Consider the following 22,287-nt stretch of genomic DNA (forward strand, 5'->3'; position numbering starts at 1 on the left):
GCTAGTTGAAGGTGTGAGGTACGGCGCATGGCGGTCCTCCTTCATGAAAGGCCTCCAATCTGACGTTATGGACGATCTCAATCGGACGAAACACATGCTCGACACAGAGAGCGGACATAAAGGGTCAGTGCGCCGCTGTCTTGGTGTGGCTAAACCCCACCCTCTATCAGGGTGGGGTTTTCTGTACTCGGGCCGGCAGAGCACCCCGCCCCCTTGCCGGGATTGGGGGCGCGACAATGCCGCAGCTACTTCGCCGCCACCTCCACCTGGACGGTTACCGTCAGCTTCGGCCGGTACTTGGCTACGGCGTTCGGCTGCTTCATGCCGACCGCGTCGGCGATGTCGCTCCAGGTGACTTCCGCACTGCGGGCCTCGGCCACCGCCTTCAGCTCCGCCTCCTCGGCGTCCTCGAGCGCCCGCACGGCGTGCCGTATCGCGACCAACGCCGGCGTCGCCGGGTCGGCCTCGCCCTCCCACTTCTGGAGTGCGGCGCGCTCGGCGAGGTGCGGCTTGTACTTGCGCACCGCGTTGGGCTGCGCGACGCCGAGCTCGTCGGCGATGCGCTGCCAGGCGGCTTTCACGTGCCGGGCGTCGACCACCGCCTGCGTCACACCGTCCTCGGCCTCGATCTTGGCCTGGTGCGCGGCCCGCAGGGCGTTCAGCGCCTTCGTCTTCCCATCCGCACTCATAGCAATACCATCACACACTATGTGTCGGATAGCAACTGACGGGGTGCCTGTGTCGACCAGCTTCCCGGCCGTCGCCATGCGGGACGCGACACGTCGCCGCCCGGATCACTGGTCATGCTTGGGACACCCCATGGCGCGCACGACGCCGTAGCGGTGATGCCAGTGGCAGCCGCACCGCAGTTCGTTGCCCGGCACGAGGTACAGCTGGACGAACAGCCACGCCCGCGCCCACCGGGTCACCGCCGTTCCCCGGCCGTCACGTCGGCCCGCCAGGCGGCCTGCACGGACATACGGCCGGGCACTTCACAACAGGGTCGGCCAGCAGGTTCGCTCCGGGGGCGGCAGCGGCGACGCCGGGTCGGCGGTCGCCGCCCTCCGGCGGGGCGTCGGGGTCGGCGGCGAGCGCCAGGCCCGCGTTCGCCCACATGGCGACCTGCCGCAGCCCCTTGACGGCGGCGAGCAGCTCGTCGCCGGGCGGGACCGTGTCCGCCAGCAGATGCGCCAGATCACGGCATCCCGACCGGACGGCGATGTGCGCCTGCCGCCGCTTCTCCGAAGCCGGCGGGTGGAAGGTGAACCAGCTGTCGATCTGGTCGTGGAGGTCTGTCACCGAGGCTCCTTCAGGTCTTCGTAACGGTCGGCGAGGTCGCGCAGGACGCCCGGGATCTGTTCCAGCAGCGGCGTCGTCGGCTGGCCCTCGCTGTCGACGCCTATCTCTACGTCGGCGACATGCGTCGGCGGCACCTGGCCGCCGATGCCGAGATAGATCGGCAGCCGTGCCGTACCGATCAGGGGCAGCAGGTAGGGCTTGGTCGTCACTGCCCCGTCACGACCTTGACCGGCGCGGCGGCGCCGGAGCGGCGCCGCTCGGCGTCGGCCTCGTGCGCCGTGGTGTACGGCTCGCTCTCGCGGCCGTCGTTGTAGACGACGACGTACTTGTTGACGTTCTGCTTCCTCTTGTTGCAGCCGCATCCCATGGCGGTTCCTCACTTTCTGCTGGCTGCGGCCGGCTGGCCGCGCGAGTGGTCTGGTTCGTCGGCGGGTCACGCGCCGCTGCACACCCCTTCGTCGACCGTGTGCAGCAAGGTGATGGCCCAGGAGCGCCAGGCGACGACCTCCGCGGCCGCTGACCGGCCTGGGCAGTGCGAGCACCAGCCGAGCAGCCGGTGCGCCGACTCGCTGTGGCCGAGTGGCAGCGTGTCGCCTGGTTCCGGCGCGGCGGGCGGCTCGTCATTCATCGGCGAGGTCCTCCAGGACGGCGCGCGCGTCTTCGAGCCGGTCGAAGCGGCCGGGCAGCGTCCCGGTCCGGTTGGCGATCCGGTAGAAGATGCGCTCGCCCTTGCGCAGGAAGTAGATCCGCTGGTCGCGGTTCTCCTCCAGGAGCCCTTCGGGGTAGCCGAGCGCGAGCCGTCCGCCAGCGACGAAGTCGCGGGCGTGCTGCAACAGCCCTTCGTCGACGGCGACGTTCAACCCGAGCTCTTCGTGGATCTCCTGGTAGAGGCCGGTCAGCAGGAACGCGAAGCCGATGTTGCCGGGCGCGGTCGCCCCGCTGACGCGGGTGATCGCCTTGATGCGGCGGATCAGGCGGCGGCACTCCAGCGACTGCCGCGGCGGCCTGGCGCGGCTGCGCCGGTGGGCGGCCGCCAGGTCGTGCCACAGCTCCAGCAGCTCCTCGCGGAGCAGGTCATGCAGGCGACGCTGGACCCGCCGCTGGGAGTCGGTCACAAGGCACTCCCAGACTCTCCGCTGGGGGCGGTCAGAGCCAGCTCGACGGCGGCGTTGACGGCGTCCAGCGCCGACGGGAACGGCGCGAGCGCGCGGGCGATGACCGGGGCCAGGTCCCGCCACCGGTTCGGCTGGTCGGCCGGGATCATCGCCCAGCCGGGATGCCCGCACCGGCGGGCACAGAAGGCCGCCTTCGGCTGCAGGAAGAACCCGCCCACGATGTGCTCGATGTCGTGGCCGTGGCGGGCGCATTCGAGCCGGTCCAGTTCCGCTTGCGCACCGCCGAGCGTGTACAGCGGCTGCGCGGGCACGCTACCGGGGTCCACGGTGGTCTCCTCTCTGCAGGGCCCGCAGCAGCCAGTGCGGCTCGTGGGCGAGGCCGGAGCGCAGCAGGTCGCGGACGTACTCGTCGACGACGCGGATCAGGTCGTGCCGGTGCGGCAGCACCTGCTGCAGGCAGGTCCAGGCGTCGACGAGCAGCCTGTCCAGGTCGTCTTCGCGGGCCGGGATCTCGGTGTGCAGCCGCCAGGCGGGCAGGTGCTGGTATTGCGAGCGCCGGTCCCGCGTCAGCAGGCGCTTCCCGGCGACTTCGAGGGCGCGCATCACGGCCACGTTGGCGGCCAGGGCGACGCACGCCGGGTCGTCGGCCTCGGCCGACAGCGGCGGCGAAGGCGGTGCCGGCGGCGGGGTCGGCGGCATCGGCTGGCGGCTCAGTAGTCGTCCAGCTGGGTGGCGGCGATGCCGTACAGCCACGAGGCGCCGGCGATGGCTGCGGCCGCCTGGAACCAGCGGCGTTCGCCGTAGCGGTAGGCGACCGGCACGACGATGGCGGCCACCCAGATGGAGGCGCACCAGCCGCAGCCCAGCAGGTAGGCGACGCGCGACTCGGGGCCGTACCGGCGGTCGGCCCACTCGCGCAGCGGCGTGGCCAGATAGTCGGCGTTCAGGAACCTCGTGACCCGGAACACGATCGCGAGGACGGCGAGCACAAGAGGTATGGGCACAGTTATCGACTGTAGCCATACGGCTACAAAGCGCAGGTCAGGGCTGCTTTGCCGTGTCCTGGGGATGCGGCGGGGCCGGGTTGGTCCAGGATGCGACGACGTGCTGCCAGCGGCGGGCGCAGGCCTTGCAGTACCAGCCGTTGAGGAAGCGGCGCGTCGGGGTGTCGCCGCAGCGGCGGGCGGCGCCGTCCACCACGGTCACGTAGGTGCACGGCGCCAGATACTTCGCGTGCGGGCCGGTCATCCGCCGTAGAAGCCGCCGTCTGCGGGCATGCTGCAGTTGGCCAGGAGCGCCAGCGCGAACAGCGCCGTGTAGCCGGCGACGATCTCGGAGACGGTGACGTAGATGGAGTAGACCAGCACGGCCGCGGAGGCCGCCGCCACGGCGACCAGGAGGAGCAGACGGGTGCGCCCGGTGGGTCGCGGCGGCAGGGCGGGACGGCGTGGCGGCCGAACGTTTTCAGGCATGGCTTGAGGCATGGAGGACTCCCCGAATTCCCTGGTGGCGGTACCTGAAACCCTATCGAGCCAGCGGGAGACGATCCCCACTGTCCGCCCTATGACTCGCCATGACTTCATCGCTATCCGCAACCCTGCAGGGGCCCCTCGCCGGGGGTGAGGTGACCGTCGGTCGCCACCCCTCCTCAAGGAGTTTGTTCCGGACATGGCGATGCCCTCGGCCGTGGGGAGGCCGAGGGCATGCGTTGCGCTACCTACTCACCCGTGCCGAACTCCTGCTCGGTGCTGCGGGTACGGATCATCCGGATCACCTCCTCCCGGGTCGGACGGAACCGGCAGCGGGTGCCGCCGGTTAGCGTGTGGGCTTGCGCTGCCCGCGCAGGCGGATGAGGCGGTCCTGGGCGTCTTCGGCGGTTCGGCTGGCGCGACGCCAGGTGCTCACGCCGCCCTGGACCTGCCCAGCGCCTTCACGCGCCTGCCGCTCGAGGTGCTCCCACCACCGGCCGCACTCGCCGGCGTCGGCGTCGACCAGTTCCTCGGTGACGTCTGCGACGCGCCGGGCGGCGCGGGTCAGGTTGTCGGCGGCTTCGGCGAGCGCGGCCAGCAGCTCACGGCTCTGGCCCGCATGACTGATGGCGGCGTCGACGTCGACGACCTCGGGGTAGCGCGGGAGTTCGTTCACCGCTGCCGTCGCCAGTTTGAGCGTCTGGAGCAGCGCCCAGCGGTCGGTAGGGATGATGGGGACGAGCAGTTCCTGCTCCCACTGGGCGACGTGCGGGCTGTCGTCGTCTCCGTCTGCGGCCCGATGCTCGGCGATCATCATGGCGGTGATCGCCTGGTTGCGGGTGAACAGGCTGTGCCGCCCGGTCACCGTCCACAGGTCCGGCTCGCCGGGCGCGGAGATCCTGGCGGCTGTGGTGTCGGTGATGTCGCTGGTCATGGTCGCTTCGTTGACGGTGACCGCCATCGGGGGCTCCTTACAGGGAGACGAGGACGAGGACGCCTGCGGCCAGAACCCAGGCGAGGATGGCCAGGGTCTCGGGGTTGGGGCGGGTGTTCTTCACGCCGGAGCGGATGAGGTCGAGTCCGGCGAACATGACGCCGACCGCGACGATCAGGCCGGCGGGTTCGGACATGCGCAGGTAGGCGAGCAGGGCGGCACCGGCGACGGCTGTCGTGGCGAGGACCGCGGCGATGAGGCCGATTCCGGCGAGGACGAGCGTGGGGGCCAGGAGGAGCCGCCGCAGCCGCGGAGGTGTACGGGTGGTCACGGCCGACGCCTGTCAGTGGCCTCGACGCGGTCGGGCTGTGGGCGGTCGGCCCGGCCGGCGGCTGCCTGCTGTGCGGCGGTGTCCATACAGCCGGAGGCGGCGGCGAGGTGCTGGTGGGCGTGGCCTACCCGGTGGGCGGCCACGCCCCACGGGCCGGATTTGGCGTGGTCGCCGCGGGCTCGCGCGACCGTGGAGAGGTCCGCGAGTGCGCTGGTGAGCACATCGGAGCCGTATGCCAGGTGGCCGATTACGGTGGCGTAGTCGGCGGTGCCGTCGTGGCTGATGTCGCTGCCGATGCTGGAGCGCAGGCGGGTCAGGGCGAGAGCCACGCGTGCGGCATGGGTTGCCGGGTGGTCGTCGGGGCCTTCGGCGTCTTGGCGGGCGACGAGGGTCTTCACGGCCTCGTCCAGGTCGACGGCGTGGACGCCCATCGTGATCTTCAGCACCTTGCCGGTGGTGTCGAGCAGGGCGAGCCGGTAGCGGCGGTCGCCCATGACGGCGACCTCCAGCTGGTAGCGGTCGGCCGCGTACAGGGGGACATGGATGCTGGCGGTGTCGATCATGCGCTGGTCCTCTCCACAGGTCAGCGGGTGGGGTTCCGGTCGGCGGCCGGGGGCGGCTGGCGCTGCTCGGCCAGCTCGGCGGCGGCCTTGTCCAGGTGGTGCTGGAGCACGTACGCGTCGGTGAGCGCGTCGTCGTAGCGCCAAGTCCGCTCGTCTTCCGGCAGGCGGCCGACGGTCGCGGCGATGTCGTCGGCCAGCGCGGCGGCCCGGACGCTCAGCTCCCGGAGCTGGGACGGTTCGACGGCGCTCATGTCAGCGGTCCGCCTCGGCCGGCCGCCAGCCCGTCGGGATCCGCTCGACGAGGCGGGCATCCGGCTTCAACCCGGCAGCGGCCTGCAGCATGCGGGCGGCGTCGAGGATCTCGTCGTCGGAGGCGTGGGCGGCCGCGTTGCGCGGGATGACGATGTCGCTGCCGCGGCCTGCGGTGAGGCGGCAGCCAGCGGTGGCGGGCGGGTCGCCGTCCGGCTGGGCGTCGATGTAGCCGCCGAGGACGAGGGCGGTGGCGTCGACGTGAACGGTTGAGGACTGGTGGCTGGGGCCGGCGCCGTCCCAGATCTGCTGGACGCGGATCCAGCCCGCGTGGGCGGGGCTGTCGGTGGCGAGGTCTGCGCCGGTGAGGATGACCAGGTGGACGCCAGGCTGGCCGTCGATGGTGACGGCGTCGCCGATGGTCGGGGTGAGCTTTTCGGTGGCGTGCATGCTGCCCTTTCTGCGTGGCGGCGTGGACGGCTGCGGCTGGCGTGCCCCTTTGCCGAGCTTCACGATCTTGCAATTCTTACGCTACACATATAGGGGTACAGTTGCAAGCGTTTCCATGCATGACGACTGGAGGGTTCGGCCTGAAAACGCACGTCAGAGGCGGGAATGTCGAACGCCCGGACCCCCGGGTCCGGCCGTTCGACACCTTCTCTCCGCGCTGCGCAGCCCGCCCCTGGAGGCTGCGGCGCAGGGGCGGCGTCCTCGCCGTCGGCGTGGCGGGCGTGGGCGCCGCGCCTCGCCGGCCGAGCCCTCCCCCTCCTTGGGGGCCCGGCCGGCGAGGCCGTTCACGGCCGCCTGGGGGGGGCGGCCGGGGTGCTTGGGTGCGCCGCCGTCCGCACCGGGCGAATCCTGGGAGATCCACGGCGGCGCACTGGGGCGAGTATGCCAGCCATCCCCATAGAACGCTATAGGTCGATATAGAAATAGCGTCTTCTATTGTGACAGCCACGGCTTTGTCGCCGATCCGCAATGCTTCGGCATGTACCTATGGCGACCTATGGTCTGTCATGCTGGGCGCGTGGACCGTGACGCGCACCCCGACTACGCCGCGCTGGCGAAAGCCACCAGAGAGCGGCGTCTCACGCTCGGGCTGTCGATCAACGCCGCCGCCAAGGCGGCGCACATGAGCCCGATCACGTGGAGCCGCGTCGAGGCCGGCAAGCACGTGCGCGAGCTCACCTACGCCGCGGTTGAGCGTGTGCTCGGCTGGAACTCCGACAGCGCCGCCGCGGTCCTCGCCGGCGGGCAGCCCACCCTTGCCTCGACAGAGGGCCCGGTCCGAGAGCAGAGCGACGGCGACGAGCGCGCGCCGGAGCCGTCACCGCGACAGCGTTTCCCCGACGACCCGGTCCTGCAGCATCTGTGGGACACGCCCGACCCGACGCTGACTGACGAGCAGCGCATGGCCATCGTCCAGCTGTACCTGGCAGTGAAAAGGACCGCCGACCGACCGAGTCTCGACAGTGCGAGTCATGCTCACGTAAGGACGATTCGTAGCGCAATGTAACCGTTTCATCTCACATCCTGCCAAGCGCTTGTCCGGGTGAGCATTTGAACGGTGAGGTAAACGGACCCCCCCTTAATCCCTCCGCGTTCTCTGCAAACATCAGGCGGTCCTTCGGTGACAGAAAGTGACGACAGGAAAACCCTGCGCGAACTCATTCGAGAGGTCAGCAGCCGTCTCCAGGCCCTTCGCCACGACTCCAAGCCCGTCAGCGACCTGACCAGGCGCCTCGACCTCCACGACGAGATCGAAGGGTTGCAACGAGCCCTCGACGCGGCCCTCAGCCTTCACCAAATCCCGATCGAGCTGTGCCACACGATGCGCTCCCCCGCCACCGACATGCACGTGGTCGACCTGCGGATCGGCGCCCACAAGCTCACCGCGGTCATACAACCGCTCGGCCGCGCCGACCCGGCACGAGAAATCGCCGTCTGGCGGGAGCTCCTCGACGCCGCCGACACCTGTACCCAGCCGGGCGAGCAGCTACGACGGATGGACCCCACCCTGCTGGCCGTCCAGGTGAGCGCAGCCACCCTAGTGATCAACACCGAGCATTCACGAACCGCCGTCCGCGCGGCGATGCGCATGCTACGCAGCGGCGCGGTACTGCCCCTCCCCCTGGGGCTGTTGTGGCAGCGAACCCGGCGCGGCCCGGCGCAAGTCGCGGCCGCTGTCGTGGTCATCGGCGCCATCGCGGCGACAGCGATGACGCTCACCTCCGCCGCAGAACCTCACCGGCCCCCGCAGGCCGACAATCCCAGCGCGGCCGCTCTGCCCACCGGCGGCGACGCCTCCTTAACGGCCTGGACGCCGAACCCAACGCCGAGCATCTCCGAACGGCGCTCCTCAGCGCCCCCGCACACACCCCAGGACCTGAAGACGTCGCCCCTCGCGACGCAGGGCGCGAAGCCCGCCGACGACGACACCCGGCCCACCCGGCCGCCGAGACGCTCCCCGCCCCCGTCATCGTCGCCCGACAAGCCGACAGCGTCCCCCAGCAAAGATCGCGAGGAGAGCCGGCCGACTCGGTCGGCGCGACCCAGCGAGCCGAACTGGTCGCAGTCCCCCTCCCGCGCTTCCCCGCCCGACTCCACACCGTCCCGCACTGACAGGCCGCCCGCCTCGCAGGAGTCGCCCACACCCCAGTCGACGCGGCCTCCCGCGCCGCAACCGACACCGAGCAACAGCCCAGCCAGCCGCGACTGCGACCTGGTCGACGTGGGCGTAGACCTTCCGATCCTCGACGTCGACATCTGCCTCTGAGCAACCCCAGCCGCGCACAGGAAGGACGCTTCCTTTGCGCGGCCAAGGTTCTGCACCGCATCGGGCGAATCGTAAAATCAGCTCAGATGCCGCGACCTGGGGGAATGATGGCTGATTTTGACGTGCCTGCCGATTTGCTGGAACTCGAGCGCGACTTCCTACAGCTCGACGATCGCTGCGGGAAGATCTCCGCCGCCCTCCCCTCTCCCCTCGCTGTCCTGGAGGGAAAAGCGGATCCTGACCCTGAAGGACAGGCAGATCTCCTCGAGGCGCGCTCCGAGAGGCTGCGGATCGTGGAGCAGATCCACAGACACCCATGGTGGGGCGGTGTCTCCAACCGGTACGACGCGTCGATGGCTCTGCGCCGCCTGGCCATCCGACGCTGATCGGATCGTGCGAGCGATCATGATCGTGTTCGACCTTTGATCGTTTCGCGTCGAACGAGGAGTTGCGAGCTCCAGGCCGACCCGACAGCGACGAGGACGACGATGCTGATCAAGGCCAGCGGCACCGTCGCGGACTCGCGCCCGGAGAGCTCCGTCGCGTTCCCCAAGATCTCGCCAGCGCCGTGGAAGGCGAAAGCGGTCGCGCCACAGCCGAAGACGAGCCCAGCGACACCGACGACAGCAGTGACGATCTTGCCGACGTTCGCCGGCAGGAACCGCGCGAAACTGGCGCACCCCAAGCCAACGAGAACGACATCGGCAACGGCGGCGATCATTACGGCGAGGCCGAGCACGTCATTGTCCGCGTATTTCTCAAAGTGCTCCCACGTTTCGCCGGCATCGGGGAGTCCGGCGACGCCGAGCGCCGTCATGACCGCAATCGCCAACATGAACACCATCGGCGCGGCAACACCAACGGGCGGCCACTTCTTCGACCGGGTCGGCAGGATCTTGGTGTCGCGCCGCACGCGGACCGTGGTTGCGGGCTGCTCACCTGCAATACCCCCTGCCATGGCTAATGCTTCGTCCACCGTCGGCCTGCGGCCCGGGTCCTTGTCCAGTAGCCGGATGATGAGCTGCGTGAGCGGCCCGGTTCGTCGCGGCGCCGGGGCCTCCTCCAGTAGCACTGCGGCCAACGTCGCTTCCTGGGTATCGCGGCGGAACGGTGAGACGCCCTCGACGGCCTGGTACAGGGTCACGCCGAGGGAGAACAGATCCCCGGGGGGAAGGCCGTCGCTGCCGCGCAACCGCTCGGGCGCCGTGTACTCGGCCGAGCCGATGAACATCCCGGTGGCGGTCAGTGCGGTGTCGGTGATGTGGATCGCGGTCCCGAAGTCGGTGAGCAGAACCTTCCCGTTCTCGGTGAGCATGACGTTGGCCGGTTTGATGTCGCGGTGCACGACACCTTCCCGGTGTGCTGCGCCGATCGCCTTCAGCAGTGCCACGGCGACTGCGATGGCCCTGCCCACCGGAAGAGGTCCGTGCTGCATGACGTGCTCGCTCAGCGAGCAGCCGTCGACCAGTTCCATGACGATCCAAGGAAGGCCGTCGTCGATAACGACGTCGTGGATCGCGACGATGCCGTCGTGCTTGCGCAACCGGGCGGCATTGCGGGCCTCGCGCGTGGCGCGCGCCAGCCGCTCGGCTCGTTCGGTTTCCGGCAATCCTGTCGGCAGCTGCAGTTCCTTGATCGCAACGTCCACGTCGAGGGTCTCGTCGCGGGCCCGCCAGACCCGCCCGAAACCACCGGACCCCAGCTCGGCGGCCAGCCGGTAGCGACCGCCGACCACATCACCGGCCAGCCTCGAAGTCATGCCCCGTCTCCCGCCATCGCGCTTGGCTCGAACAGTTGATCAGGGTACAAGCCGTCATCATCGGTGCATGCCCGTTTGTTTCACCTGGTGCGCAATACGAAGGCGGCGGTCATCGCGCGCTATCTACAGGTGGTGACCCCCGGCTGATCCGCTTCACCCGACCGAGCATGCCCGCGACACGGCGCACGTCACGACCTTGTCACCTCTTGAACGTAAGCGTCGTGGGGGTGCCAGGCGAAGCCTGCGGACGCGCCCGGATGCGTGGACGTGGCAAGGCCCCCACCGGCATCCGGTGGGGGCCTGGGCCCGGTGGCATTGCGGCGCCGGCACCGCCTGGGCCCTGCAAGACCTGGGCGCTCTCCGCTGGCAGCACAGGCCTTGCACGAATGGAGATGAAGGAGATTTCCCGATTCCGGTGGCAACCGGAGTCGGCGCCTGTCACGAATAGCAAGCAAGAGGGGGCGACGCCCTGCCCGCACCACGGAATGGATCTGGGAGATCCCCAGGGCGCCGCCCCCTCGCTCATCACGCCCCTACCGTGTGCTCCCGGACGCGGCAGGAACGCGACGTTCACACCTCGGACGGCAGCAGCGCGAGCACACGAGCGATCCTGTCGGCGGCTTCGTCGATCGCGCTCGCGTCGGCCAGCCGCTCCATCTCGTCGGTCCGGCGTGACAGGCGCTCTCCACGCCACCACCAGTACCAGGCCAGGTGCAGCGGCTTGCCGTTCTCCTGGCTCTTATCCGAGTCGGGCAGCAGGACCACGTACTGCATGAGGCCCTTGAACATCTGCTCGGCCAGCACGCGTTCGGTGTCGTCGAGGTGGCTGTAGTCGGGCAGCTGCCGGAACTGCAGAACCGCAGACGCGATCCGCGTGACCTTCAGGCCGCGCTTCTCGGCGGCGACGATGAGCTGCTCGACCAGGTCCGCAGGGTTAGGGGGTCCCTCCGGCGCGAGGTCGGGCTGCTGCTGTGAAGTTGGCATCGTGTCGGCTTCCGTACGGTGACTAGTCAGGACCGCGGAGGTCCCCCGGCCTGCGCCACGGGCCGGCGGGGGAAGCCCCACCGCGGGCGGCCGGTCTGTGATGTGAAACACATTCCGACCGTAGGCCGCGAGAAACCGCACGTCACTGTCACTTTGAGTTGGCGATCACCGGAAGTGACATTTGCTGTGATGGCCCCCTGGTCACAGGGGGTGTCAGTAGGAGAGGCCAACCGCGTCGGCGAGCTGCCGCATGCTGGGCGACAGGGTGCGGCGCCGCTGCACGAGCCCGGCGACGATGTCCCTGCCGTACCGCTGGGTCCGCAACCACTCCGGGGCGATCCGGTTGAGATCCTGCACGACCGTGAACGATTCGTCGTACTGCTTGGTCGCCGACAACGCCGCGGCGACGTCGAGCCGGTGCCGGTTGCGCGAAGCCGAATGCGCGTAGGGCACCTGGGCGGGGATGCGTTCGGCGATCGCCAGGACGCGGTCGGGCTTGTCCATGATGGCCGCGTTCTCGGCCGCGATCATGCTGACGGTGATGGGGCCGAACGTGCGGGTCGTCGAGGTGTCCGACAGCGTCTCGTGACCGATGCGCGTGGCGGCGGCGCGCGCCAGCTTGATGGCGTCATCAGCCTCGCCCGGCCGGTTGTCGCGGACGGCGGCGTTGGAGATGCCGAGCAGCAGCCGGCCCCACACCGTCAGCTCGACGGTGGTCGCCCGCGAGAAGCGCGGCTCGATGTCGTCAGCCCACCGGGTCGCCAAGCTGCGGGCCTCCTCGAGGTGGCCCTGCCGCAGGTGCAGCCACACCAGCGTGTTGACGGCGGCGGCCGCGTCCATCCGGTCGTCGGCCAGGTCGATCGCCCGGTGCAAGGTCGGCTCGGCCATGCTGAACTGGCGCGTCTGGGTGAGCACCCAGCCGGTCGTGTTGAGAACCCGGGAGTGCGCCGCCCGCCCAATGCCGTTGAGCGCCTGGGCGTCGCGCAGCAGCGGCGGCAGCAGCTCGGCGATGTCGCTGTAGCGGTTGTCGGCCAGCAGCGGACGCAACGCCGTCAAGCTGCCGAGGACGCCGTCTACGGTGGGCTCCTCCTCCGGCTGCGGCAGCAGGCCCAGCAGCGCGCGGTAGGTCTGCGCCCAGGGCGCGCGGTCGGGCTCGGCCTCGTGCTCGGTGTCTCCCTTGCCGCCGACCAGGTAGCCGGTGGTGACATGCAACGCGGACGCGATCTTACGGACGGTGTGCAGCCGTACCTCCGGGTAGATGCCGCGCTCCAGCTTGGTCACCAGACTCTTCGACACACCAGCCAAATCGGCGAGTTCCTGCTGACTGAGACCGCGCCTCTTCCTCACCTCGCGCACACGTGCCGGAAGGTCATCCGTCGTGCTACTTTCGGGCATAGCCCCGCCCTTTCCTGTGACGTAGACAATCTCAGGCTAAGGTGCGGGGCTCATTCAGTCTCGGGGTCGGTCACGAAATTCTTACCCGCCCGCGGCCAGCAGCAGCGCCGGCAGGCCCTGCGAGAGCGCGATCGGCGGCTTCCGGGTGTCAGTGACGGCAGTTACCCTGAGGCCATCCCCACGTCCCGTGCGGGAGGGTTGAGCGCTCCTGGTCAGGATCGCCGCGTACGGCCCGGCATCGACCAGCTAGGGGGTTGGTGGACGCCGGGCCGTACGCATTCCCAGACCTCTGAGCACGGCGACGGCCCGGGGCCGGGAACCAGCGTGGTGGTGACGCTTGCGGGCGTTGTCCCAGGCCCCGGGCCACTTTTCGGGGTGTCGTGGCGACTGACGAGCAGACTCTACGCACGACCGTCTCAGCTGGCGTCTACGACTCGCCGTGCTCGCGCGGCACGAAGTGCTGGGCGAGCTCCTGCTCCTCGCGCTGGCGGCGTTCGTGGACTTCTCTGCGCATCCGCTCCGGGTTGCTCTTCTCGATGTAGCGCAGCGCCGACCTGCCGATGCCCAGCCGCCGCTCGACCTCGCCGCGCGAGCCCTCCCGGTATCTGCCGTCGGGTGTGAGCAGCAGCCGGCGGACCTTCTCGTAGAGGTCGGCCAAGTCCAGGTCGGCCGCGTCGCGGCTGTCCAAGCGCCGCCGGAGAGATGCCAGAGCCTCGGCCCAGTCGGCCGGTGACGGCTCGTGATGCGGCTGCGACATGATCGAAGTGTAGGGGAAGGGTTGCACTGCGACCACGCCCCGTCACCGCTCCATGACTGAGGCAAGAACGGCCGTTTGCCGCCCGCTCCAGCTGGAGCGTTCACCGGCCGCCCAGCTGGCGGCGGTGCCGGCCGGGCGGGTGGAGGTCCCGGCAGCTCCGCGGGCGTACGTCTCGGGGGGCGTCATTGCGTGGCCTCCTGGCGCTCGGAGCCGTCGTAGTCCTCGTCGTCGTACTCTTCCTCGTCCTCGCGCTCGTCCTCCCCTTCCTTGACGACCTGGCCCTTCAGGGCGAACAGCGGCGTTGTCTCCTCTGCCACCCTCTTCTGGCCCCAGCGGGGCGACATGACGTAGGCCCGCGCCAGCTCCGCACCGCGGCCGCGCAAGTCGATGCCTTGCTGGCGCGCCAGCCACACCGTGAACCGTGCGCGCACCAGCTTCTCCCGATCGTCGAGGTGCTCCAGCTCCTCCGGTGCGGGCAGCCCCGGCAGCGCGGGGAGCTTGTCGTCATCGCCATCGTCTTCGTTGGGCGGGTCGGACTCGCCGCCGCGCGGATCCTTCGGGTGGGGGTCGTGCGGGTCCCGCGGGTGGTCGTGCGGATCGGGCGCATGGTGCCGGCCGCTGGGCTGCTCCCCGTTCGCAGGGCCGAGCGAACGTGCGGGGGTGGGCGGCCCCAGGAGCGCATTCGCGATCACGTCCGCGGTCGCCAGGTGGCCGTAGGCGCGCATGAGGTCGGCGCGAACGTCGTCCAGGAGCGCACCCGTGCACTGCCGCTCCTCGACCGTGCGCACCCGCTCCGCTGTCATGCGCACGCGGTCCTGCTCGGACTCGGCCGCCAGGCGCACGCGTTCGGCCTCGGCCTGAGCCGCCGTGCGCATCTCCTCCTGCTCGTGCGCCCAGCCCGCAACGCACTTTCGCCAGTCGCTCTCACCGACGCGCACGCCCCAGCGATATTCGGCCAGTGTTTGCCTGTACCAGAAAGCCCAGCGCAAGGGCGGGAAGTCGGGTGCGCGCTGCGGAACCACGCCCGCATCATCCAGTTTGTCCGCATGTACGTGGCGGGAGTACATGCCCCACAGCCAGGGCGAGACCAGGCTGCACAGCGCCACGCCCGCGGCCTGCGCCGTAGGCATCCACCCTTCGGCGAACGCGCTGTAGTTGACCACGGCCATGTACAGGCCGATGACGTAGCTGGCGATGCGCTTGCCGCGCGCTGGACGGCCGTTGATAAGCGCCTGGTGGCCGATCCAGCCGACGGCCAGGGCGATGCACTCCAGCACGCCGGCCTTGAACCAGGCGTCCCAGGTGTCGCCGTACGCCTTGCCTTGGCCCCAGATCGCCACCCCGTTCACGCCGGCGAAGGCGAGGGTGACGAACGTGCGGCCGGTCAGGGCCGCACGCGCCCGGCGCATCAGCTCGTGCTGATGCGCACGCCGATCCTCGGCCTGCGCACGGTCCTCCTGCGCGCGTTCGGCCTGCAGCTTGGCGTGCGCATCCCGCAGCGGTGCCAGCTCCAGTTCGGCACGGAGCCGCCGCTTCTCGGCGACAGCGTTCGCCTTCTCTGCCTCGGCGTGCGCATGCGTCTCGGCGGCGTGCGCACGCGCCCGCTCGGCGGCAGCGTCGGCGTTCGCCCGGTCGATGCGGGCTTGCGCCTCGGCGGCGTCGGCAAGCGCACGCAACCGACGCGCTTCGGCTTCCTCAGGCGTGATCTTGCGTATGAGCATCTCGATCCTCGGGGGTAGGTCAGAGGGCCATGAAAGCGACGCACGCACATGCGGCGCACGCGTATCGGAGAAGGCGCAGCATGCGCGGGGTGGGCGAACGGGTGACGGCGTAGAGCACCGACGTGATCGCCACGGTGAGGGCGGCCATCACGAGCAGGAGCGCCAGGAGCAGCGCGAGCATGCCGTCTGCCCGGACAGCGGTGATCGCGGAGGCGACGGTCGCTGCCACGGCCAGGACGGTTTCCAGCCAGGCTGCGGCCAGGTGGCGGCCGCTCAGTTCGGGGTGGTTCGGGATCGTGCGGCTCATCGCGGGAGCCCCTTCCGGTGACGGTCTGTGACAGGTAGCGCGGGGGTGGTGATGGCCGGGCGGTTGGCTCGGCGTGGCAGGCGTGGATCCACGTGGCAGGCGGGGAGGGGTGGGGGGTCCCGGGGGTTCGCGGGCCGTACCCGAGGGGTGTCGTGGACTGCCACACCTCCCACACCTGCAGCGTTTCCGCTGGTGGGGACGGCCACGGGGTGCCATGGACCCCCGTGGACGTGCCACGTGGACCCATGGACCCCCGTGGCAGTCACGCGGCGCCCCATCCGGCCACCTCCTCGGGGACCTGCAGCTGCCCGGATCGGATACGTTCCGTAGCCGTCTCGAAGTCTTCGAGCGCGTAGCCGCGCAACTTGACGCCCGACCGGGAGAAGGCGTTGGGCAGGGTGCGGATGCCGAGCGGGCGCAGCAGTTCGGCCAGGACTTCCTGGCTGATGCCGAGCACCGCGGCGAGCGTGGCCGAGTGCATGCGGTCGTCGCGCGCCTGGGCGAACGCCTCCAGGCAGCGCACCAGGACGGGCGGCAAGCCCTGGCCGCCGCCGGTGACGGCGGCCAGGGAGGGCACCTGTTCGGCCGTCCACGTCGTCTCGGGCGACTGTCTGGGGTCGGTGATGAACATGCGGGTGCCGGCGGCCTGGGCGGCGATGTCGGCCGGGCTGGGCCACTGGTCGGGGTTGTCGGGTACGACGGTCAGGTGCGGCCGCCCGCCCGGTGCCGCAGCTGCGGCCGTCAGCGTCACGCTGGGCCGCTCTGGCGGGGCGACCGGCGAAGCCGCGGTGCCTTCGGCGCGGGGCTGCTCGTCGTCGCGCAGCGCGACCTCGCTGGAGCGGGTGAAGGCGGCCCGCATGCGCTCCAGCCGTTCGGCGTAGTTGCGGCCGCCGATGGCGGCGGCGGGCGCGTCGACGTCCGGCCTGTGGTTGGCGACGTAGATCGCGGCCTTGCCGACCATGTTGAAGCGCGGGTCGTGCGGCTCCAGGCCCTCCGGGAACAGATTGCCGGCCTTCCACGCCCGGGTGCCGAACTCCTTGGACTGGACGAAGCCGGTGCCGGCGCCGTACAGGTCGTCGGTGGAGATGGCAGCCTTCCAGCCGAACAAGTAGTTCAGCTCGGATTCGTCCATCACGAACATGCCGGCGCGGAACGTCGACTGCAGCTTGATGTTGGGGGCGATGGTGTCCTGGGTCGCGCGGAGCGCCGAGGCGATGACGTTCACCGCGGCGTCGCGGCCGACCCGCTGCAGCTCCTCGATCATTTCGCGGAGCTCGCGCAGGTCAGGGTCGCGGATGCCGGGCGCGAGCACTTCGGCGCCCTCGTCGAGGAACAGGGTGAGAGCGGGCGGTCCCTCGCCGGCGGCGCCCGTGCCGATCGGCATCCGCGAGGTGCTGTGCTTGATCTTCAGGTGGCGGTAGGTGTGCTTGCGGTCCTTGGCGACGTCCAGCAGCCACGACACCAGCGCGAGGCCCTCGTCGAGGTTGGACGCGGCCCAGTCGATGGCGGGCCGGTCGGTGACGCCCTCGAGCCAGGGCTGCAGCCAGGGCTGGGAGAGGCTGCCGCCGTTGAGGTCGAGGTGGTAGCCGAGCGCGTCGTAACACATGATCGCCCGGTAGGTCATGCCCTGCAGGACGGTCGTCTTGCCCGAGTCGCGTTGGCCGATGACCAGGCCAGAGGTTGACCGCATCCTGATCAGGACCGGGGAGCCGTCGCGGAAGCTGCCCAGCTTCTTCGGCTCGTGGAAGGAGGTCATTTCGAGCTTGTGGTCCCACTCCACGTCCTCGGTCAGCTTGTTGACCGTGGAGACGTGAAGGATGACCTCGTTGCGGCGGCCCTCCCGTTCGCGCTTGTCGACCTCGACACCGCATCCGTCGGGCAGTCCGGCGTCGGAGGCCAGGCTGTCCTGGAACTGGGAGAGCTGGCTCCGGGTGGCGCCGCCGTACATGAAGCCGGTGATGCTGTAGCCCGCCTTGCTGTCCCACCAGCGGATCGACAGCACCTGCATCTGGATGCGTGCGATCGCCCAGACGCGCTGCTCCCACTCGGCGGCCAGCGCCGCCGTCTTGCGGTGCAGCACGGCGCCCTTGGGTCCGCGGCCCGCCCTGGCGGTGGTGCCCTTGTGCCGGAACAACGGCGAGGTGACGGCGGCCGTCAGGACGCCCAGGCCCAGCCAGGTGACGCTGGTCTTGGGCAGCCCCTCCGCCATGGAGATCGTGTAGGTGAGCCAGCTGCCGGCACCCAGCACGCACAGCAGCCGGTACAGCAGGGTGGGGGTGTGCGCGCCGATGTCAGCCGAGTGCAGGATGCTGCCGACACAGCACACGCCGGTTGCCACCGCGGGGATGAGCGGCTCGAAGGGCACCTTCTGGCCGATGACTGACAGCGCGGCGATCCCGAGGAAACCCATGGCCGATCCGGCGATCGGCCCCTTGGGCGTTGGGGACCAGTTGGTCCTGCGCTTGGTTGAGCTGGCGGCCACTGGCCCCCCTTCGGTCTCGCTGTGCGGCAGGTCAGCGGCGAACGTTCCAGGCGGCCTCGTTGACGCGAGGGTTCTCGTCGCGCTCGATGTCCTTCTCGTGGAGCGTGCGGAAGGCCACGGCGATCTGGGTGGCCATGGCCGACGTCTTGGCGAGGGACTGGAAGAGCTCGAACAACATGGCCGTGATCTGCGGGTTGATCGGGTAATGCCCCTGCAGGTTCTTCGTGTACAGCTGGAAGGCGGCGGCGATGTTGAGCGGGACCTGGTCGAGCTGCTTGAGGTCCTCGTGGACGTCCCACATGTCGACGGGCCAGTAGGAGGCCATCGCAGCGATCATTTCCTGGGAGATCGCGGCGAGCGGGGACTGGCCGCCGCGGACGCGGGTGTTCATGCTGTACCTCCGGGTCAGGCGAAGCGGTGCCGGCGGGTTCGCCGGAACCGGAAGCGGGGTGGGGCGCGGGGCGGGCTGCTCCTCGCCCGGCTTGGGGTCGTGCTCGTCGGCGGCCGTCTCGGACTGGTGCCGGGAGGCATGCCAGCGGCGGGCGGGGCCCGAAGCCCAGGCGATGGCGCCGATCAGCGCGGCCAGCAGGTCGGCTTCCCAGCCGCGGTAGCGGCCGCGCAGCCCGTCTCGGGCGTTGCGCCAGCCGCCGGCCAGGACCGCCTGCCAGGTGCTGCTGACGCGCTGGCCTGTACGCCGGTCGACCCAGAGGGCCAGGCGGCGGCCTCGGCTTGCACCCCAGCGGACGAGGCGGCGGCCTCGGCTGGCGCCCCAGCGGGCGAGACGACGGCCGCGCCTGCCAGCCATGACAGCCGCGCGGCGGCCGACGTGTCCGGCGGCCTGGGTCCACTCGGCGTTCAGGGCGCGGCCGTAGGCGCGGGCTCGCTGTCCGGTGGAGCGCAGGCGGCGACCGGCGCGGCGAGTTCTGCGCCAGCGCCTGGACGAGGAGCGGCGATCCCCCGCCTGCCCGCCGCCCCGACCGCCGCCCCGACCGTCGCCGCCGTGTCTGCTGCGACGGTCGCGGGTGCCGCCGCCGCCTCGAGGAAAGCCGAACCGTGTGCCGCGCCCTCCGGCTCCTGCTCGGGGCCGGAAAGCTCCCCGACCACCGCCACCGCCCCCGCCGCCGCCACGGTTGCGTCCGGTGCGGGAGCGCGTGCCTGCGGTGCCGCCGGGGCGGCGGCCGCCGAACAGCCCCGAACGCGTTCCCCGCCGGCCGGAGGAGCCGAGCGCCGACAGCAGCGGCGAAGGGCCGGTGCGGCTGCGGCTGCGGCCGCCGCCTGAGCTGCCGGTGTTGCGGCGTCCGCCGCCGCTGCCGCCCAGCTGCATGCGGCGCCGGGTGCCTCGACCGGTGCCGCCGGTGCCGAAGGTGAGCCCGGACATGCCCGCGCCGCGGCGTCGACCGCTGTAGCTGCCGCCGTTGCGGCTGCGGCTGCGGTAGGGCTGCGGGTGGTCACGCCGGTAGCGGTAGTAGCCGTAGGCGCCCGCCGCGCCCGCCGTGCCGGCGCCGCCCCACAGGAGGGCGGCGGCGCCGAGGTACTCCACCACGGCCCAGCCGCCGAGGACGACCGTGGATGCGCCGACGATGGCGAGCTGGCCCATGGGCAGGCCGGGCTCGTCGTCGTCGTCGTCGACTTCGATGACCTCGCCGTCGGGCAGGTCGTCTGCGGGCTCGTAGTCGTCGGGGTAGTCGAAGTGCGGCACCTCGACGATGTCGCCGCCGGGCGAGTCGGCGGGCGGGTTCGGCGGAGGCGGGGGCTGGGGCTGGGGCGCTGTCGCCCGCTCGGATGAGGGTCGGGACTTGCGGGGCAGGCGGACCGTAGCCCCTTCTGGAGGCTCCCCTATCGCATAACCATCATGGGATTCAGTCATCACTGTCTCCTCCTAGGCCTGCAGCATACTACACACCTACTTGATGGAGATCGACTGTTCGCGGTCGTAAGCTCTGCACGCAGAAGGCCCCGTCGTTCCGGCGCGGGAACGCGGGGCCTTCGAGACGTGAGCCTCAGCCGGTCAGGCGGAGGCGACCAGCCTGCCTTCCAGCTGGCCGCTTCTGGCGGCGGCGGCCATGGCCTGCTGCTCGATGCTGGGGCGGGAGTCGCCGCCGGCGTGAGGCGGCCCGGAGGGCGCCGACGGCACGGACGAGACGGGCCCGCGCAGGTCAGAGGCTTGCGGGAGGGTGGGCAGCCAGCAGATCGCGGCTTCCAGCGGGCATGCGAACACTTCGCCGCCCCGCTCGTCGAAGAACGACAGGATGCGTCCTTCGTGGGTGAGCTTGTAGCTGACCGCCCGGACTTCTTCGGGGCGGACGTCCAGGTCGCGGAACTTCACCGTCCACGGGATCATGAGCATTTCTCCTCGACTTCCCCTGTCTATATGTCATCCGCGTGGCCACGGTCCGTGGGGGCGGAGCTGGCGCAGGCGCGCATTGAGGTACAGGGAGCCGGTTGGGCATTGTCTCCCTGCGCGTAGCTGGCTACACACGGTACATGCGTGGTGACTTTTCGCAATGTGATTCGGGGAAGGAGAGGGGCGCAGGCCGCCCCCGACTGGTCGGACTGCGCCCCTCTCTCCGCCTGAGACCGGGTTAGGACGCCAGCGAGATCACCGCGGTCGAGGCCTCGGCGACGGCCGCCGCCGACGGGGCGGCGAGCGGCGCGAGCGGCTGGACGACGGCGTCCCACAGCTGCACCGTCAAGTCGAGGCGGCCGGCGGCCGAGACGGGGTCGGCGTAAGCCGACGGCGACAAGCCCATGTCCTTGGCCAGGTCGACGGGCCGCCACGGCATGCCGTAGCCGCTGGTGTCGATGCGGCGGGTGAAGGCGGAGACGGCGCCGTCGTCGCCGAACAGGTCCGGCTGGACGACTTCGACGTGGCGGTTCCAGCCGGCGGCGTACCCGTAGGCGGCTCCGGCCGCCAGCGCGGTGACCGGCACCGCCGGCTTCCACGCGGCCGGCTGGCCCTGGCGGCGCAGGAACGCCGCCAGGAACGGCTGGTCGTGCTCGGGGTGCAGCATGACGGGGTGGGCGTCCAGGAGGAAGGCGGCGAGCTGCCGGGCGATGTCGGCCATGACCATGGGGCGGTGGCTGCCGAGCTCGACGTCCAGGGCGACAGGTTGGGGCTGGCCACGGTACCGCTCGTAGAAGCGCAGTTCGTGCAGGGCGCGGCCGTCGGCCCGTTGCAGTTCGGCGACGGGCAGCTGCCAGTGGCAGACGACGTCGCGGCTGCCGGGCACGTCGAGGCGCAGCTGCACCGAAAGCTCCCAGATTTCGTGCGAGTCGGCTGAGCTGCCGGTGGTGCTCATCGCGATGAACGCGAGGTTGGGGTTGGTCATCAGCGTGTCTTTCTCGTCAGGGTCGTCGACGTCGATCAGCCGTGTGACGTCCAGCTGGCGGCCGAGCGGGTGCGTGACCCGCATCGGCACGCGTGAGGGGGTGACGCCGCACAGCTGCAGGGAGTGCCAGCCGGTGACGCGCATCGGGGCGAGAGTGTCGTGGATGACGTCGCCCTGCCGGATCGTCCAGGCGGGACGTCGGCGGCGGTCGGCGCGGCTGGTCACCGGGCCAGGAAGGGGTGGGTGACGGGCGGGCGGTGCGGGGGGCGGTCCGGCACGTCGGCCTCCTGTTCGATGGGCGGGGGGAGCGCCAGCGGCCGGGGCAGACGGCCCACGAACCCGTGGAGTGGGCGGGGCCTGGCTGCGGCGCGGCCGGCCGTGGCGTCGGGTCATTTCAGCGCGTCACGCTGCGTGCTGTCCGGTGTTCCAGCACAGTCTCCGCAATTTTTACCGTACGCCTCGATGTCGAACAGTGACAAGAGTTGCCGTACAGGACAGCGACGTCGGCGACCGTCTGGGGCTGGACATGCGGAAGGCCGCAGAATCCCTGCGCGGATTCTGCGGCCTTCAGCGTGTCGTGCTCCGGCACCCGTGAGGGAACCGATCGGCGGCGTCCCCTTACGGGTTACGCCACGGCGGGGTAGGCGGGCTCTGGCCCGTCTTCGGATGCGAAGACGCGAGCCGCCTCCTCCACCTGCTGGTCGCTCATCTCCTCGACCGGCTCGCTGGCCACCAGCTCGGCGATACGGTCGGCGAGGCGCTCGACGTCTTGCAAAGGAACCCCCGTAAAGCATGGTGCGGTGAGGGCAACCCTATG

31 protein-coding genes are annotated in these 22,287 nt (G+C 70.5%); 3 read left to right on the plus strand and 28 right to left on the minus strand.

Translation table 11 applies throughout. The features are described 5' to 3' along the window. Nucleotides 1-245: 245 nt before the first annotated feature. The 17 genes from ABFX50_RS14135 to ABFX50_RS14215 form a co-directional block, all read right to left on the minus strand. Nucleotides 246-689 carry a hypothetical protein gene (locus ABFX50_RS14135; protein WP_346146543.1) on the minus strand — a complete coding sequence of 148 codons (444 nt, stop codon included), beginning with the start codon at nucleotides 687-689 and terminating at the stop codon, nucleotides 246-248. A gap of 105 nt (nucleotides 690-794) precedes the next feature. After that, complete coding sequence (locus ABFX50_RS14140; protein ID WP_346146545.1) at nucleotides 795-929, minus strand: hypothetical protein; 135 nt, start codon at nucleotides 927-929, stop codon at nucleotides 795-797. Between the two features lie 16 nt (nucleotides 930-945). Continuing rightward, a complete protein-coding gene (locus ABFX50_RS14145) occupies nucleotides 946-1,299 on the minus strand; it encodes an Acb2/Tad1 domain-containing protein (RefSeq protein WP_346146547.1) in 354 nt (117 codons plus the stop codon). Next, nucleotides 1,296-1,508 (minus strand): hypothetical protein, encoded by a 213-nt coding sequence (locus ABFX50_RS14150; RefSeq protein WP_346146549.1) that lies wholly within the window; start codon nucleotides 1,506-1,508, stop codon nucleotides 1,296-1,298. The genes ABFX50_RS14145 and ABFX50_RS14150 overlap by 4 nt, the downstream gene beginning before the upstream one ends. Further along, entirely contained in the window at nucleotides 1,505-1,666 is a 162-nt protein-coding gene (locus tag ABFX50_RS14155; protein ID WP_346146551.1) for a DUF7196 family protein, read from the minus strand. The genes ABFX50_RS14150 and ABFX50_RS14155 overlap by 4 nt, the downstream gene beginning before the upstream one ends. A 66-nt stretch (nucleotides 1,667-1,732) precedes the next feature. Continuing rightward, the gene (locus ABFX50_RS14160) at nucleotides 1,733-1,927 is read right to left on the minus strand and encodes a hypothetical protein (RefSeq protein ID WP_346146553.1); all 195 of its coding nucleotides are present in this window, start codon (nucleotides 1,925-1,927) and stop codon (nucleotides 1,733-1,735) included. Further along, entirely contained in the window at nucleotides 1,920-2,414 is a 495-nt protein-coding gene (locus tag ABFX50_RS14165; RefSeq protein WP_346146555.1) for a hypothetical protein, read from the minus strand. The genes ABFX50_RS14160 and ABFX50_RS14165 overlap by 8 nt, the downstream gene beginning before the upstream one ends. Beyond that, nucleotides 2,411-2,740: a hypothetical protein gene (locus ABFX50_RS14170; protein ID WP_346146557.1), complete on the minus strand. Its 330-nt coding sequence runs from the start codon at nucleotides 2,738-2,740 to the stop codon at nucleotides 2,411-2,413. Before ABFX50_RS14170 ends, ABFX50_RS14165 begins: the two co-directional genes overlap by 4 nt. After that, nucleotides 2,727-3,113 carry a hypothetical protein gene (locus ABFX50_RS14175; protein WP_346146559.1) on the minus strand — a complete coding sequence of 129 codons (387 nt, stop codon included), beginning with the start codon at nucleotides 3,111-3,113 and terminating at the stop codon, nucleotides 2,727-2,729. Before ABFX50_RS14175 ends, ABFX50_RS14170 begins: the two co-directional genes overlap by 14 nt. Before the next feature lie 11 nt (nucleotides 3,114-3,124). Then, nucleotides 3,125-3,418, minus strand: coding sequence for a hypothetical protein (locus tag ABFX50_RS14180; RefSeq protein ID WP_346146561.1), 294 nt, complete (start codon nucleotides 3,416-3,418; stop codon nucleotides 3,125-3,127). 37 nt (nucleotides 3,419-3,455) lie between these two features. Next, nucleotides 3,456-3,662, minus strand: coding sequence for a hypothetical protein (locus tag ABFX50_RS14185; protein ID WP_346146563.1), 207 nt, complete (start codon nucleotides 3,660-3,662; stop codon nucleotides 3,456-3,458). Beyond that, nucleotides 3,659-3,886 (minus strand): hypothetical protein, encoded by a 228-nt coding sequence (locus ABFX50_RS14190; protein WP_346146565.1) that lies wholly within the window; start codon nucleotides 3,884-3,886, stop codon nucleotides 3,659-3,661. Before ABFX50_RS14190 ends, ABFX50_RS14185 begins: the two co-directional genes overlap by 4 nt. A 343-nt stretch (nucleotides 3,887-4,229) precedes the next feature. Beyond that, nucleotides 4,230-4,844, minus strand: coding sequence for a hypothetical protein (locus ABFX50_RS14195; protein ID WP_346146567.1), 615 nt, complete (start codon nucleotides 4,842-4,844; stop codon nucleotides 4,230-4,232). A 10-nt stretch (nucleotides 4,845-4,854) separates the two neighbouring features. Then, the gene (locus ABFX50_RS14200) at nucleotides 4,855-5,148 is read right to left on the minus strand and encodes a hypothetical protein (RefSeq protein ID WP_346146569.1); all 294 of its coding nucleotides are present in this window, start codon (nucleotides 5,146-5,148) and stop codon (nucleotides 4,855-4,857) included. Further along, nucleotides 5,145-5,711 carry a hypothetical protein gene (locus tag ABFX50_RS14205; RefSeq protein WP_346146571.1) on the minus strand — a complete coding sequence of 189 codons (567 nt, stop codon included), beginning with the start codon at nucleotides 5,709-5,711 and terminating at the stop codon, nucleotides 5,145-5,147. The genes ABFX50_RS14200 and ABFX50_RS14205 overlap by 4 nt, the downstream gene beginning before the upstream one ends. A gap of 20 nt (nucleotides 5,712-5,731) precedes the next feature. Further along, complete coding sequence (locus ABFX50_RS14210; protein ID WP_346146573.1) at nucleotides 5,732-5,962, minus strand: hypothetical protein; 231 nt, start codon at nucleotides 5,960-5,962, stop codon at nucleotides 5,732-5,734. A 1-nt stretch (nucleotide 5,963) separates the two neighbouring features. After that, nucleotides 5,964-6,410, minus strand: coding sequence for a hypothetical protein (locus ABFX50_RS14215; protein ID WP_346146575.1), 447 nt, complete (start codon nucleotides 6,408-6,410; stop codon nucleotides 5,964-5,966). Between the two features lie 577 nt (nucleotides 6,411-6,987). Here ABFX50_RS14215 and ABFX50_RS14220 point away from each other — a divergent pair. From ABFX50_RS14220 to ABFX50_RS14230, 3 genes are all read left to right on the plus strand, one after another. Continuing rightward, nucleotides 6,988-7,476, plus strand: coding sequence for a helix-turn-helix domain-containing protein (locus ABFX50_RS14220; RefSeq protein WP_346146577.1), 489 nt, complete (start codon nucleotides 6,988-6,990; stop codon nucleotides 7,474-7,476). Nucleotides 7,477-7,590: 114 nt separating this feature from the next. After that, a complete protein-coding gene (locus ABFX50_RS14225) occupies nucleotides 7,591-8,736 on the plus strand; it encodes a hypothetical protein (RefSeq protein WP_346146579.1) in 1,146 nt (381 codons plus the stop codon). 107 nt (nucleotides 8,737-8,843) lie between these two features. After that, nucleotides 8,844-9,122 carry a hypothetical protein gene (locus ABFX50_RS14230; protein WP_346146581.1) on the plus strand — a complete coding sequence of 93 codons (279 nt, stop codon included), beginning with the start codon at nucleotides 8,844-8,846 and terminating at the stop codon, nucleotides 9,120-9,122. Nucleotides 9,123-9,139: 17 nt separating this feature from the next. Here the strand turns inward: ABFX50_RS14230 and ABFX50_RS14235 are convergent, their stop codons facing one another. The 11 genes from ABFX50_RS14235 to ABFX50_RS14285 form a co-directional block, all read right to left on the minus strand. After that, a complete protein-coding gene (locus ABFX50_RS14235; RefSeq protein WP_346146583.1) occupies nucleotides 9,140-10,495 on the minus strand; it encodes a serine/threonine-protein kinase in 1,356 nt (451 codons plus the stop codon). A gap of 570 nt (nucleotides 10,496-11,065) precedes the next feature. Further along, nucleotides 11,066-11,479 carry a hypothetical protein gene (locus tag ABFX50_RS14240; protein ID WP_346146585.1) on the minus strand — a complete coding sequence of 138 codons (414 nt, stop codon included), beginning with the start codon at nucleotides 11,477-11,479 and terminating at the stop codon, nucleotides 11,066-11,068. A 213-nt stretch (nucleotides 11,480-11,692) separates the two neighbouring features. Continuing rightward, complete coding sequence (locus tag ABFX50_RS14245; protein ID WP_346146587.1) at nucleotides 11,693-12,874, minus strand: helix-turn-helix domain-containing protein; 1,182 nt, start codon at nucleotides 12,872-12,874, stop codon at nucleotides 11,693-11,695. A 427-nt stretch (nucleotides 12,875-13,301) separates the two neighbouring features. Next, entirely contained in the window at nucleotides 13,302-13,631 is a 330-nt protein-coding gene (locus ABFX50_RS14250; RefSeq protein WP_346146589.1) for a hypothetical protein, read from the minus strand. Between the two features lie 182 nt (nucleotides 13,632-13,813). Then, nucleotides 13,814-15,352: a hypothetical protein gene (locus ABFX50_RS14255; RefSeq protein ID WP_346146591.1), complete on the minus strand. Its 1,539-nt coding sequence runs from the start codon at nucleotides 15,350-15,352 to the stop codon at nucleotides 13,814-13,816. A 19-nt stretch (nucleotides 15,353-15,371) separates the two neighbouring features. Then, nucleotides 15,372-15,659: a hypothetical protein gene (locus ABFX50_RS14260; protein ID WP_346146593.1), complete on the minus strand. Its 288-nt coding sequence runs from the start codon at nucleotides 15,657-15,659 to the stop codon at nucleotides 15,372-15,374. 262 nt (nucleotides 15,660-15,921) lie between these two features. Further along, nucleotides 15,922-18,141: a hypothetical protein gene (locus ABFX50_RS14265; protein ID WP_346146595.1), complete on the minus strand. Its 2,220-nt coding sequence runs from the start codon at nucleotides 18,139-18,141 to the stop codon at nucleotides 15,922-15,924. Between the two features lie 31 nt (nucleotides 18,142-18,172). Next, the gene (locus ABFX50_RS14270; protein WP_346146597.1) at nucleotides 18,173-20,008 is read right to left on the minus strand and encodes a hypothetical protein; all 1,836 of its coding nucleotides are present in this window, start codon (nucleotides 20,006-20,008) and stop codon (nucleotides 18,173-18,175) included. A gap of 141 nt (nucleotides 20,009-20,149) precedes the next feature. Then, nucleotides 20,150-20,482 carry a hypothetical protein gene (locus ABFX50_RS14275; protein ID WP_346146599.1) on the minus strand — a complete coding sequence of 111 codons (333 nt, stop codon included), beginning with the start codon at nucleotides 20,480-20,482 and terminating at the stop codon, nucleotides 20,150-20,152. A 241-nt stretch (nucleotides 20,483-20,723) separates the two neighbouring features. Then, a complete protein-coding gene (locus ABFX50_RS14280; protein ID WP_346146601.1) occupies nucleotides 20,724-21,695 on the minus strand; it encodes a hypothetical protein in 972 nt (323 codons plus the stop codon). A gap of 400 nt (nucleotides 21,696-22,095) precedes the next feature. Further along, entirely contained in the window at nucleotides 22,096-22,245 is a 150-nt protein-coding gene (locus tag ABFX50_RS14285; protein WP_346146603.1) for a hypothetical protein, read from the minus strand. Between the last annotated feature and the right edge of the window lie 42 nt (nucleotides 22,246-22,287).

Origin of the sequence: Nonomuraea recticatena (genome assembly GCF_039533245.1) — a bacterium.
Taxonomy (GTDB): domain Bacteria; phylum Actinomycetota; class Actinomycetes; order Streptosporangiales; family Streptosporangiaceae; genus Nonomuraea; species Nonomuraea roseola.

What these genes read in the sequence shown, in the direction of transcription:
- ABFX50_RS14135 (WP_346146543.1), bottom strand. Translation starts at nt 689, where the DNA reads ATGAGTGCGGATGGGAAGACGAAGGCGCTGAACGCCCTGCGGGCCGCG.
- ABFX50_RS14155 (WP_346146551.1), bottom strand. Translation starts at nt 1,666, where the DNA reads ATGGGATGCGGCTGCAACAAGAGGAAGCAGAACGTCAACAAGTACGTC.
- ABFX50_RS14160 (WP_346146553.1), bottom strand. Translation starts at nt 1,927, where the DNA reads ATGAATGACGAGCCGCCCGCCGCGCCGGAACCAGGCGACACGCTGCCA.
- ABFX50_RS14175 (WP_346146559.1), bottom strand. Translation starts at nt 3,113, where the DNA reads ATGCCGCCGACCCCGCCGCCGGCACCGCCTTCGCCGCCGCTGTCGGCC.
- ABFX50_RS14185 (WP_346146563.1), bottom strand. Translation starts at nt 3,662, where the DNA reads ATGACCGGCCCGCACGCGAAGTATCTGGCGCCGTGCACCTACGTGACC.
- ABFX50_RS14190 (WP_346146565.1), bottom strand. Translation starts at nt 3,886, where the DNA reads ATGCCTGAAAACGTTCGGCCGCCACGCCGTCCCGCCCTGCCGCCGCGA.
- ABFX50_RS14195 (WP_346146567.1), bottom strand. Translation starts at nt 4,844, where the DNA reads ATGGCGGTCACCGTCAACGAAGCGACCATGACCAGCGACATCACCGAC.
- ABFX50_RS14205 (WP_346146571.1), bottom strand. Translation starts at nt 5,711, where the DNA reads ATGATCGACACCGCCAGCATCCATGTCCCCCTGTACGCGGCCGACCGC.
- ABFX50_RS14210 (WP_346146573.1), bottom strand. Translation starts at nt 5,962, where the DNA reads ATGAGCGCCGTCGAACCGTCCCAGCTCCGGGAGCTGAGCGTCCGGGCC.
- ABFX50_RS14215 (WP_346146575.1), bottom strand. Translation starts at nt 6,410, where the DNA reads ATGCACGCCACCGAAAAGCTCACCCCGACCATCGGCGACGCCGTCACC.
- ABFX50_RS14230 (WP_346146581.1), top strand. Translation starts at nt 8,844, where the DNA reads ATGGCTGATTTTGACGTGCCTGCCGATTTGCTGGAACTCGAGCGCGAC.
- ABFX50_RS14235 (WP_346146583.1), bottom strand. Translation starts at nt 10,495, where the DNA reads ATGACTTCGAGGCTGGCCGGTGATGTGGTCGGCGGTCGCTACCGGCTG.
- ABFX50_RS14240 (WP_346146585.1), bottom strand. Translation starts at nt 11,479, where the DNA reads ATGCCAACTTCACAGCAGCAGCCCGACCTCGCGCCGGAGGGACCCCCT.
- ABFX50_RS14245 (WP_346146587.1), bottom strand. Translation starts at nt 12,874, where the DNA reads ATGCCCGAAAGTAGCACGACGGATGACCTTCCGGCACGTGTGCGCGAG.
- ABFX50_RS14250 (WP_346146589.1), bottom strand. Translation starts at nt 13,631, where the DNA reads ATGTCGCAGCCGCATCACGAGCCGTCACCGGCCGACTGGGCCGAGGCT.
- ABFX50_RS14255 (WP_346146591.1), bottom strand. Translation starts at nt 15,352, where the DNA reads ATGCTCATACGCAAGATCACGCCTGAGGAAGCCGAAGCGCGTCGGTTG.
- ABFX50_RS14260 (WP_346146593.1), bottom strand. Translation starts at nt 15,659, where the DNA reads ATGAGCCGCACGATCCCGAACCACCCCGAACTGAGCGGCCGCCACCTG.
- ABFX50_RS14270 (WP_346146597.1), bottom strand. Translation starts at nt 20,008, where the DNA reads ATGACTGAATCCCATGATGGTTATGCGATAGGGGAGCCTCCAGAAGGG.
- ABFX50_RS14275 (WP_346146599.1), bottom strand. Translation starts at nt 20,482, where the DNA reads ATGATCCCGTGGACGGTGAAGTTCCGCGACCTGGACGTCCGCCCCGAA.